This is a genomic window from Pseudomonas sp. QC2 (assembly GCF_002859085.1).
GTDB lineage: Bacteria > Pseudomonadota > Gammaproteobacteria > Pseudomonadales > Pseudomonadaceae > Aquipseudomonas > Aquipseudomonas petroselini.
The window spans coordinates 35967-47554 of sequence record NZ_PKKS01000011.1; the positions used below are offsets into that span (position 1 = coordinate 35967).

Sequence of the window (11588 nt, forward strand, 5' to 3'; positions counted from 1 at the left end):
TGTATTGTCGAACGAGTTTTTCACTATAGCTTCACAAACTGACTACAGTGTCAGGGCGAAGATCGCCTCCCATTGATATAAGGAACATAGACATGGGTTTGTTCAAAACAGCGCCAATGCGCTATTTGCTGTTGGTAACCGGTGCCTGGCTGGTTGTTTTCTTGCTCACACGCAGCGTACTGCTCATCACTCACCTGGACGAGGTCGGAGGCAACTTACTGCCGGTGTTTGGTGTGGGTTTGCTCTACGACTTGGGTTTTCTAGCCTACGCGGCCCTGCCACTGGGGCTGTACCTGCTGCTATGCCCGCCCGCCCTGTGGCGCCGCCGTGGGCACCGTTGGTTCCTGCAGGCAGTGCTGACTGTCAGCCTGTTCGCCATGTTGTTTACTTCGGTTGCCGAATGGTTGTTCTGGGATGAATTCGGCGTGCGCTTCAACTTTATCGCCGTCGATTACCTGGTGTATTCCGATGAGGTGTTGAACAACCTGTTGGAGTCCTACCCGATCGGCAAACTGCTCAGCCTGCTGGCGATGCTGGCCATTGTGCTGAGCCTGGCCCTGCGCAAGCCATTCAACGCAGCGATGAGTGCCCCGCTGCCGGCGATGCGTGGTCGTCTGCTGAACGCCCTCGCCTTGCTGGTCGTCACCGGCCTGAGCCTGCAACTGATCAGCCAGGACAGCCCGCGCACGCAGGGCGGCAATGCCTACAAGAACGAGTTGGCGAGCAATGGCCCGTATCAGTTCTTTGCCGCCTTCCGTAATAACGAGCTGGATTACCCGCAGTTCTACAAAACCCTGCCGACGGACATCGTGGCCCGACAACTGCGCGCTGAACTCAGCGAACCCAACGCGCGCTTCATCGGCCAGGACCCGCTGGATATCCGCCGCGCCATCACCAACCCAGGCACGCTACGTAAACCCAACATCGTGCTGGTGACCATCGAAAGCTTCAGCGCCAAGTACCTGGGCAGTAATGGCGATGGCCGCAACCTTACGCCTAACCTGGATGCGCTGCGCAAACAGAGCCTGTATTTCAATAACTTCTACGCCACCGGCACCCGCACCGATCGCGGTCTGGAGGCAATCACCCTGGCAATTCCACCCACGCCTGGGCGCTCGATCGTCAAGCGCATTGGCCGGGAAAGCGGCTTCGCCAGCCTCGGCCAACACCTCAGCGCCATTGGCTATGACAGTGTGTTCGTCTACGGCGGGCGTGGTTACTTCGACAATATGAACGCGTTCTTCAGCGGCAACGGTTATCGGGTCGTCGATCAGAGCAGCGTGCCTGAATCGGAGATCTCGTTTAAAAACGCCTGGGGCATGGCCGACGAGGATCTGTATAAACAGACCCTCAAGCTGGCCGATGCCGACTACGCCAAACAGCAGCCGTTTTTGTTGCAACTGATGACCACGTCCAACCATCGCCCCTACACCTACCCGGACGGGCGCATCGATATCAAATCCGGCAACGGCCGTGATGGCGCGGTGAAATACACCGACCATGCCATCGGCGAGTTCCTGGAGGCAGCGCGCCAGAAGCCGTGGTTCGATAACACGATTTTCGTGTTCGTCGCCGACCACACGGCCGGCAGCGCGGGCAAGGAAGACTTGCCTATCACCAACTACCAGATTCCACTGTTCATCTATGCGCCCAAGCTGATCGATGCTCGGGAAACCGCGCAACTGGCCAGCCAGATCGACCTGGCGCCAACCTTGCTGGGCCTGATCAACCTGAGCTACGAATCAACCTTCTTCGGCCGCAACCTGTTGCAGGACAACCCGCTGCCACCGCGCGTAGTGGTCGGTAACTATCAACACCTGGGTTTGTTTGACGGCACTGACCTGGCGATCCTGAGCCCACGCCTGGGTCTGCGTCGCCACGATCAAGCCTTGGGCGAGAGCCAGGAGCTGCGGGTCGGCAGCGATGACGCGTTGATCCAACGGGCGATCACCTACTACCAAGCCGCCAGTTACGGGTTCAAGCAGCAATTACTTGGATGGCGAGCCCCTAAGGACGAGGCTCCGGTACTCAGCACGCGTTAACGAACACGTCCCGTGCCGTTCGGTACGGGATTCTTCAATCAAGGTTTGTCATGCAGTCCACACTCGCGGCGCCGGCTTCCAAGCCGCTCAATCTTTGGCTGTGCTTGGGCATACCCGCCGGTGCCGCGCTCCTGATGCTGTTGCTGGAGCTGACATCGCTGAACATGGACCTCGCCAAGCGTTTCTACAATGCGGCGGATGGCGGCTTCATCGGGCGTTACAGTTTCTTCCTTGAAGACATCCTGCATGACCGTGCCAAGCAATTGGTCATCCTGTTTTCGGTTCTGGCGATTCTAGGGCTAGTCGGCACCTTCATCCTGCAACGGCTCAAGCCTTATCGCCGCGAACTGGTCTGCCTGGTCCTGTCCCTCGGCCTGGCGACGGCCTTCGTCTCGCCGTTGAAAACCATCACCGCCGTGCAGTGCCCCTGGAGCCTCAAGGAATTCGGCGGCCAGGAAACCTACAGCGAACTGCTGAGCCCGCGCCCGCCCACGGATAAACCTGGGCGCTGCTGGCCCGGCGGTCATGCGGCAACCGGGTTTGCCTTGTTTGCCTGGTTCTTTGCGCTACGCGATCGCCGGCCACGCCTGGCGCGCAAGGCGTTCATCTTTGCCATCGGCTTGGGCAGCGCTTTTTCAGTGAGCCGCATGCTGCAAGGCGCCCACTTCTTCTCCCACAATGTATGGACGGCGATTTTCTGTTGGCTGATCTGCCTGGGCCTGTACTGCCTGTTGCTCTACCGGCCCTCGAGGGTTGAGGTGCCGCAGGTGCGGGAACTCCACACGTAGACGGGCAACCTGTTCAGCCACTGCCGATGCCCACACAGGCACAAAAAAGCCCCGCCTGCATCACTGCAGGCGGGGCTTATTCAGAGCGGGGGTAAGGCTGGCTTACATCATGCCGCCCATGCCACCCATGCCGCCCATGTCTGGCATACCGCCACCGCCAGCGCCTTCAGCCTTAGGCTTGTCAGCGATTGCAGCTTCGGTGGTCAGGATCAGGCCACCGATGGAGGCTGCAGCTTGCAGCGCGGAACGAGTCACCTTGGTAGGGTCCAGGATGCCCATTTCGATCATGTCGCCGTAGACGCCAGTCGCAGCGTTGTAACCGTAGTTACCTTTGCCGTTCTTGACTTCGTTGACCACAACGCTTGGCTCGTCGCCGGAGTTGGCAGCGATCTGGCGCAGCGGCGCTTCAACAGCACGACGCAGTACAGCGATACCGACGTTCTGGTCAGCGTTGTCGCCGGTCAGGTTGGTCAGGGCTTCCAGAGCACGGATCAGCGCAACGCCACCGCCAGGTACCACGCCTTCTTCAACGGCTGCGCGGGTTGCGTGCAGGGCGTCTTCAACGCGGGCTTTCTTCTCTTTCATTTCAACTTCGGAACCGGCGCCAACCTTGATCACTGCAACGCCGCCGGACAGCTTGGCCAGACGCTCTTGCAGTTTTTCACGGTCGTAGTCGGACGAAGTTTCGGCAACCTGGGCACGGATCTGGGTGATGCGAGCCTGGATGTCCTGCTCTACGCCAGCACCGTCAACGATGATGGTGTTTTCTTTGGAGATGGTCACGCGCTTGGCGCTGCCCAGGTTTTCCAGGGTGGCGCTTTCCAGGCTCAGACCGATCTCTTCGGAGATAACGGTACCGCCGGTCAGAACGGCGATGTCCTGCAGCATGGCCTTGCGACGGTCGCCGAAGCCTGGAGCCTTGACGGCTGCGACTTTAACGATGCCACGCATGTTGTTCACAACCAGCGTCGCCAGGGCTTCGCCTTCAACGTCTTCGGAAACGATCAGCAGTGGGCGGCCGGCTTTGGCAACGGCTTCCAGCACTGGCAGCATTTCGCGGATGTTGGAGATTTTCTTGTCGACCAGCAGGATCAGCGGGCTGTCCAGCTCGGCAACCATGGTTTCCGGCTTGTTGACGAAGTACGGGGACAGGTAGCCACGGTCGAACTGCATGCCTTCTACAACCGACAGTTCGTTTTCCAGGCCAGTGCCTTCTTCAACGGTGATCACGCCTTCTTTACCGACTTTTTCCATGGCTTCGGCAATGATGTCGCCGATGGAGCTGTCGGAGTTGGCGGAGATGGTGCCTACCTGAGCGATAGCCTTGGTGTCAGCGCATGGCTTGGACAGGTTTTTCAGCTCGGCAACGATGGCGATGGTCGCCTTGTCGATGCCGCGCTTGAGGTCCATCGGGTTCATGCCGGCAGCGACGGCTTTGTAGCCTTCGTTGACGATCGCCTGGGCCAGGACGGTAGCAGTGGTGGTGCCGTCGCCTGCGTCATCGTTGGCACGGGAGGCAACGTCTTTGACCAGCTGCGCGCCCATGTTTTCGAAACGGTCTTCCAGTTCGATTTCTTTGGCGACGGAAACGCCGTCCTTGGTGATGGTCGGAGCGCCGAAGCTCTTCTCGATGATCACGTTACGGCCTTTCGGGCCCAGGGTCGCTTTTACTGCGTCAGCCAGGACATTGACACCGGTGAGCATTTTCTTGCGGGCGGAATCGCCGAATTTAACTTCTTTAGCAGCCATGATCGATATTCCTTAAATACTTTGTAGTAACGGGAAAATGAGCGGGGAAATCAGTCTTCCAGAACGGCGAGAATCTCGTTCTCAGCCATAACCAGCAGGTCTTCGCCGTCGACTTTCACAGTGTTGCTGCCGGAGTAAGGGCCGAATACAACCTTGTCACCGACTTTAACGGCCAGCGCACGTACATCACCGTTTTCCAGGGTCTTGCCTGGGCCAGCAGCGACGATCACACCGTGGTTGGCTTTTTCAGCAGCCGAACCTGGCAGAACGATCCCGCCGGCGGTTTTCTTTTCTTCTTCGCTGCGACGGATTACGACGCGGTCGTGCAGAGGACGAAGCTTGCTCATTGTCGATCTCTCCTAATTGTGTTTTTCATCGGCCGGTGTGTGTACCGGCGGGTTGTCTTCCGGCTGTGCCGGTCGCGCCTCGCCAAGCAAGACGCGGAAGTCTGTCTGGTGTCGCCACCAGAAACCTTGCGGTGACCGTTACATAAGGGCGCATAAGCTTATTACAAGGGGCCGCGGCGGAAATTTTTTACCTGTGCCGACGGCTGAAAGCAACACGGCACCCGAAGGTGCCGTGCCAATGAAGCGGTTATTTGCTGTCGCGGTGTTCGAACTCACCTTCGATCACATCGCCTTCACGCCCCAGGGGCTGGCGCGGAGCCGGGCCACCACGGGGTTGCAGGTCTTCGGCGAAGGCACGCTGGCGAATCGCAGCCTCTTCAGCCCGCTGGCGCATCTTGCCGGCCAGCAGCTTACGGGTGACTGGCAGCAACATCACCAGGCCCACCACATCGCTGATAAAGCCTGGCAGGATCAACAGGCCACCCGCCAGGGCCATCATCAGGCCTTCAAGCATGGTCTGCGCGGGCAGTTCGCCACGGTTGAGGCTTTCACGGGCACGTAGCGCCGTGGCCAGGCCGGCGACGCGCAGCACCAGGACGCCGAGCATCGAGCCGAGAATGATCAGCAACAGGGCCGGGAAAAACCCGATCGCACTGCTGACTTGAACGAATACGAACAGCTCCAACACCGGGAACAGCAGAAAGAGCAATAAAAAAGGGCGCATCAAATGGTTCCTCAACGCAAGAATGCCTTGCCAGTCCACCTTAGATGACGTCGCCATTTCGTGAATTCAAGCGTCAGCGGCCTCTTTTTTCGGCCAGACCTCGGCGTGAGCCAATGAAACCAGCGCTTCGCGGACTTGTGTCGGCGTGTTGCAAGGCGCTGCAAAAGGCAACCAATGCAACGACTGGCCAATACGCAAATGCATGCCTTCGCTGTCGATGCCCGCCAACTGCGCAGGTTCGGTGGCAGGCAGGCCTGCCAGTTCAACGTAGTGGGCAATGGCCTTGGTGTGATCGCTATTCATGTGTTCGATCATGCTGCGCTCAGCCTGGCCGGCGAACGGGTTGGCGAGGGTCAGTTGGTCAACCCAGTGAATCGCGCCAAAGCCGCCGATGTAGCGGTGGCGCACCGGCTTGAGTACCCAGAAGTCGAAGTCGTGGGCCTTGTGGTAGTTGGCCGAATCGGGGAAGTACCGATAGTAGCGTTCGGCCGCCGCTTCAATCGCGGCGCCCTCTTCCAGTTTTTCGGCTTCGGCCAGGTAGGTCAGGCGCCCGACCGCCTGCACGTCATCCGCCTCACGTTCACCCACCAGCAATGAGCACTTGGGGTCTTTTTGCAGGTTATGGGTGTGCTGGGCAATCCGGCTGATCAGGATCAGCGGGCGGCCCTGCTCGTCCAGGCAATACGGCACGACCGACCCGAAAGGGAAACCGGGCATGGCCTTGGACAATGTGGAGAGGGCCCCACGGTATTCCTTGAGCAACAGCTCTCGGGCGTTCTTGGCAACCTGTGCGCTCAACGTTTGACTCCTCGGGTATTCCGCCGCCCATGGCATATGGGAATGGATCTCAACACAAGGTAATCAATCTACGCACCAGTTGCCAGAGGCTCTCCTGCCGGGATGTGTCGAAGGCTGTTACCAGGCCACACCGAAGCCTGCGGTGTAACGGGTCTTGCTCAGGCTGCTTTCCGAGTCGCCACTGATGACATCGCGTTCAGCCTTGAGGTTGAGCGAGGCCCATTCGGTGACTTTGTAGCGCAGGCCCATTTCCGCATCCAGGGAATACTCCGCCGGACCACCGATGGGTTTGCCGAGTTCGCCGCTGGTGAAGAACTCAACGGTCTTGCCTACCAGATAGCGGTTGTAGTTCCACTTCATGGCCAGGGAATAGAAGTTGTCCTTGCCGCCGTCGGAATATTCGTAATCGGTGCGGTTAACCAGCGAGCCCAGGGAGAATGCCCCCAGCTCATCATCCCAGAACTGATAGCCCGGGCCGGTACCGACCGTACGCTGGCGGGCGAGGTCTTCAACCTTGTCACGCTTGTAGGTCAAGCGACCTTGCCAGAACCAATGTTCGGTCAGGAAGCGGTCGAGGTCGTATTCCAACGCCCAGTTGTCGGTGGTGGTCACGTCGTCCTGGAATTCGCGGTTGTACTCGCCCTGCCCGGTATGGCGCCATTGGCCATGCCGCGCGGTGGTCTTGAAGTCGACGTCGTAGTCGTTGGTGTCCTTCTCGGCGCGCTTGTAGTCCAGCGCCATGTCGACATTGCCCTTCCACACCAAGTCTTCGATCACCGGCTTGGGCTTGATGATCTGCTGGATACTGGCCAGGTCGACGGTCTTGGGCGCCTCGCCATTGGCCAGCACCACTTTGCCATCATCCGCCGCTTGCAATGATTTGGCCTTCTCGCCCGTGTAGGCATCCTGCTTGACCAGTAACTCCTGGTCGCTTTGCAGGGTCTTGACCTGCTTCCAGTCCACCGGGATGGCGCCCGCGTAGTCGGTCTGGATCAGCAACTTACCGCCGTCGAAGACCTTGATCTTGCCGGTCAGGCGGTCACCGTTCTTTAACCACACGGTATCTGCGAGCAAGGGCGTTGAGGCGCTGACAACAGCGAGGCACAGCAGGGTTCTGGACAACATAAGCGGATTCGAGGCTCGGGCTTGGCGAAAAGAGGGCATTATCGTGTTAGATAACGTCTTAGCAAGGACTGACTCAAGGATCGGGGTTGAGTTCAATGCTCATCGCCATGTTTACAGACGTTTCTTACACAAATGACGACGATTTCAACGGATAGACTCACAGTGAATAAATCTGCCGAGCCCCCGCAAAGCCCCGCCGAGATGCGCCGCACCGCGCTGTACCTGACTCTGGCGCAAGTGCCTGAAGGTTGCGTGGTCAGTTACGGCGAGCTGGCACACCTGGCCGGGCTCGGACGCGCGGCGCGCTGGGTGGGCCGCACCTTGAGCCAGCTTCCCGAAGACACCAAGCTGCCTTGGCACCGTGTATTGGGTGCCGGTGGTCGGATAAGTCTGCCGGCGGGCAGTGCGTCAGGTGACGAACAGCGCGCGCGTTTACGCGATGAAGGTGTCACTGTCCGCAACAATCGCGTGGATATTCAGCGCCATGGCTGGCGCCCGGTAGAGCACAGCGGTTAGAGTGCGCGCTTTGTTTCCGCAAACCTGAGGCAGACTCCAGCCCATGCCCCGTAAAACCTGGCGCGCCGCGCTCGCCGCCTATGCCAGCCCCTCGACGTTAGTCCTGTTGTTGCTCGGCTTTGCCGCCGGCTTGCCTTACATGTTGGTGTTCTCGACGCTTTCAGTGTGGTTGCGTGAGGCCGGTGTGGCCCGCGAGACCATCGGTTACGCGAGCCTGATCGGTCTGGCGTATGCCTTTAAATGGGTCTGGTCGCCGCTGCTCGACCAATGGCGCCTGCCGTTGCTCGGCAAACTCGGACGCCGCCGCTCCTGGCTGGTGTTGGCCCAATCGCTGGTGATCCTCGGATTGATCGGCATGGGCTTTTGCGACCCGCAGAAACACTTGTCCTGGCTGATCGCTATCGCCGTCGTCGTGGCCTTCGCGTCGGCGACCCAGGACATCGCCGTCGACGCCTACCGCCTGGAAATCGCCGACGACAGCCGCCAGGCTGCCCTGGCCGCCAGCTACATGTCCGGTTATCGCATCGCTGCGCTGCTGGCCACGGCGGGTGCACTGTTCTTTGCCGAAGGCTTCGGTTCCACCGGCTTCAACTATAAACACTCGGCCTGGACCGGCACCTATGTGCTGTTCGGCGTGTTGATGATTCCTGCGCTGCTGACCACCCTGTTCATGCGCGAACCCAATGTGCCACTGCGCACCCAGTTGCAGGCCGGGCGCTACAGCTTCGTGCATCAATTGGTCTCGGTGTTTGTGCTGATCGTGTTGCTGGTGTCGGTGCCGGCGATGTTCACCCAACTGTTCAACACGGATTTCGCAAGCGTGCTGTTCCACGGCATGAGCCTGTGGGACTTGCTGATGGAAGACCGTGCCTTCCTGCGCGCCATCCTCTATATCACCCTGACCGCCCTGTGCCTCTCGGCCATGGGGCGACGCGGCCTGGCCCCTGTGCTGACGCCGGTCAATGACTTCATCCTGCGCTACCGCTGGCAAGCATTACTGCTGCTGGGGCTGATCGCCACCTATCGCATGTCCGACACGGTGATGGGCGTAATGGCCAACGTGTTCTACATCGACCAGGGCTTCACCAAAGACCAGATCGCCGGGGTCAGCAAGATCTTCGGCCTGATCATGACCTTGGTGGGTGCCGGCATGGGCGGCCTGCTGATCGTGCGCTTCGGCATCCTGCCGATCCTGTTTATCGGCGGTATCGCGTCGGCCGGCACCAACCTGCTGTTCGTGATGCTGGCGGACATGGGCCCGGACCTGCAGATGCTGATCTTCACCATCTCGCTGGACAACTTCAGCTCGGGGCTGGCGACCTCGGCGTTCGTCGCCTACCTTTCAAGCCTGACCAACCTGAAGTTCTCCGCCACCCAATACGCCCTGCTCAGCTCGATCATGCTGCTGCTGCCGCGCCTGATCGGTGGGTATTCGGGGGTGATGGTCGAAAAGTTCGGGTATCACAATTTCTTCCTGATCACCTGCATGTTGGGTGTGCCGACGTTGTTGCTGATTGCGCTGCATTGGTATCAGGAGAATCGGCGGATTCGGTTGAATCCACCGGTAGACGACTGACACACATGCTTGTGTAGTGAGGGAGCTTGCTCCCGCTGGGGTGCGAAGCGTCCCTATAAAAGCCGGCTCCAGCTGCGCTGTCGAACGGGAGCAAGCGCCCTCACTACAAACAGCCCTGTATTCTGATGCCTGTACGGCGGCAGCTTGCGCCCGTACAATCCCAAGTCATTTCAAGTCCAAGCAACCGACAACGGCCTACCATGCGTACCAGTCAATATTTGCTCGCCACACAGAAAGAAACGCCTTCCGACGCGGTCGTGATCAGCCATCAGCTGATGCTGCGCGCCGGCATGATCCGCAAACTGGCCTCCGGCCTGTACACCTGGCTGCCCATGGGCTTGAAGGTGATGCGCAAGGTCGAAGCCATCGTGCGTGAAGAGATGAACGCCGCCGGCTCTCTGGAAGTGTTGATGCCGAGCACCCAACCGGCTGAGCTGTGGCAGGAATCCGGGCGCTGGGAAGAGTACGGCCCTGAACTGCTTCGCTTCAAGGACCGTCATGGCCGCGACTTCTGCGCCGGCCCGACCCACGAAGAAGTGATCACCGACCTGATGCGCAACGAGCTGAGCAGCTACAAGCAGCTGCCGCTGAACCTGTATCAGATCCAGACCAAATTCCGTGACGAAATCCGCCCACGCTTCGGTTTGATGCGCGGCCGCGAATTCATCATGAAGGACGCCTATTCGTTCCACGCTGACCAGGCGTCCCTGCAGGTCACCTACGACCGCATGCACCAGGCCTACTGCAACGTGTTTACGCGCCTGGGCCTGAAATTCCGCCCGGTTGAAGCGGACAACGGCTCCATCGGCGGTGCCGGCTCCCACGAATTCCACGTGCTGGCCGAGTCCGGCGAAGACGATATCGTATTCAGCAACGGTTCCGACTACGCAGCGAACATCGAGAAAGCCGAAGCCGTGCCACGGGAAACCTCCCGTCCAGCGCCGGCTGAAGAGCTGCGCCTGGTGGATACGCCAGAGACCAAGACCATCGCGGCCCTGGTGGAGAAATTCAATCTGCCGATTGAAAAGACCATCAAGACCCTGATCGTGCGCGCCGAAGAAGAAGGCAAGCTGATCGCCCTGGTGATCCGTGGCGACCACGAGCTCAACGAAATCAAGGCCGCCCAGCAACCTGGCGTGGCCAGCCCGCTGGTCATGGCCTCCGACGCCGAACTGCGCGACGCCATTGGCGCCGGTGCCGGCTCCCTCGGCCCGTTGAACCTGCCGCTGCCGATCATCATCGACCGCTCGGTCGAGCTGATGAGCGACTTCGGGATCGGCGCCAACATCGACGACAAGCACTACTTCGGCGTGAACTGGGAACGTGACCTGCCGGTGCCGACCGTGGCCGACCTGCGTAACGTGGTGGCCGGCGACCCAAGCCCGGATGGCAAGGGCACCCTGGAAATCAAGCGCGGCATCGAAGTCGGGCACATCTTCCAGCTGGGCAACAAGTACAGCAAGGCGATGAAGTGCGAAGTGCTGGGCGAGAACGGCAAGCCGATCACCCTGGAAATGGGTTGCTACGGCATTGGCGTATCGCGCGTGGTGGCCGCTGCCATCGAGCAGAACAACGACGAGAAAGGCATCATCTGGAGTGACGCCCTGGCGCCGTTCCAGGTTGCCCTGGTACCGCTGCGTTATGAAACCGAGCAAGTGCGCGAAGCCACCGACAAACTGTATGCCGAACTGACGGCCGCCGGTTTTGAAGTGTTGCTGGATGACCGGGACAAGAAAACCAGCCCGGGCATCAAGTTCGCCGACATGGAACTGATTGGCATCCCGCACCGGATCGTGGTCAGTGACCGCGGCCTGGCCGATGGCAATCTGGAATACAAGAGCCGGACCGAAGCCGAAGCCCAACCGTTGCCGGTGGCTGACGTGCTGTCTTTCCTTCAGGCGCGTATTCGTCGCTGAAAACCAG

General features: G+C 59.8%; 10 protein-coding genes. 5 read left to right on the top strand and 5 right to left on the bottom strand.

Going from position 1 to position 11588, the window contains the following annotated elements:
- The first annotated feature begins 92 nt into the window (after positions 1-92).
- A complete protein-coding gene (locus tag QCBJ_RS11255; RefSeq protein ID WP_102060841.1) occupies positions 93-2042 on the top strand; it encodes an LTA synthase family protein in 1950 nt (649 codons plus the stop codon).
- A 50-nt stretch (positions 2043-2092) separates the two neighbouring features.
- Complete coding sequence (locus QCBJ_RS11260) at positions 2093-2830, top strand: phosphatase PAP2 family protein (protein WP_102060842.1); 738 nt, start codon at positions 2093-2095, stop codon at positions 2828-2830.
- A gap of 102 nt (positions 2831-2932) precedes the next feature.
- Here QCBJ_RS11260 and groL read toward each other — a convergent pair whose 3' ends face one another.
- The 5 genes from groL to QCBJ_RS11285 form a co-directional block, all read right to left on the bottom strand.
- On the bottom strand, positions 2933-4579 hold the full coding sequence (gene groL, locus QCBJ_RS11265) for a chaperonin GroEL (protein WP_015885679.1): 1647 nt from the start codon (positions 4577-4579) through the stop codon (positions 2933-2935).
- Positions 4580-4629: 50 nt separating this feature from the next.
- The gene (gene groES, locus QCBJ_RS11270) at positions 4630-4926 is read right to left on the bottom strand and encodes a co-chaperone GroES (protein ID WP_003175874.1); all 297 of its coding nucleotides are present in this window, start codon (positions 4924-4926) and stop codon (positions 4630-4632) included.
- Positions 4927-5173: 247 nt separating this feature from the next.
- Positions 5174-5650 (bottom strand): FxsA family protein, encoded by a 477-nt coding sequence (locus QCBJ_RS11275; protein WP_015885680.1) that lies wholly within the window; start codon positions 5648-5650, stop codon positions 5174-5176.
- Positions 5651-5716: 66 nt separating this feature from the next.
- Positions 5717-6448: a HugZ family protein gene (locus tag QCBJ_RS11280; RefSeq protein WP_046035258.1), complete on the bottom strand. Its 732-nt coding sequence runs from the start codon at positions 6446-6448 to the stop codon at positions 5717-5719.
- Positions 6449-6565: 117 nt separating this feature from the next.
- Positions 6566-7573 carry a DUF481 domain-containing protein gene (locus QCBJ_RS11285; RefSeq protein ID WP_046035257.1) on the bottom strand — a complete coding sequence of 336 codons (1008 nt, stop codon included), beginning with the start codon at positions 7571-7573 and terminating at the stop codon, positions 6566-6568.
- Positions 7574-7774: 201 nt separating this feature from the next.
- Here QCBJ_RS11285 and QCBJ_RS11290 point away from each other — a divergent pair, with 201 nt between their 5' ends.
- From QCBJ_RS11290 to QCBJ_RS11300, 3 genes are all read left to right on the top strand, one after another.
- Positions 7775-8089, top strand: coding sequence for an MGMT family protein (locus QCBJ_RS11290; RefSeq protein WP_046035256.1), 315 nt, complete (start codon positions 7775-7777; stop codon positions 8087-8089).
- A 43-nt stretch (positions 8090-8132) separates the two neighbouring features.
- The gene (locus tag QCBJ_RS11295; protein WP_015885684.1) at positions 8133-9665 is read left to right on the top strand and encodes an AmpG family muropeptide MFS transporter; all 1533 of its coding nucleotides are present in this window, start codon (positions 8133-8135) and stop codon (positions 9663-9665) included.
- Between the two features lie 200 nt (positions 9666-9865).
- Positions 9866-11581: a proline--tRNA ligase gene (locus QCBJ_RS11300; RefSeq protein ID WP_043205836.1), complete on the top strand. Its 1716-nt coding sequence runs from the start codon at positions 9866-9868 to the stop codon at positions 11579-11581.
- Positions 11582-11588: the final 7 nt, after the last annotated feature.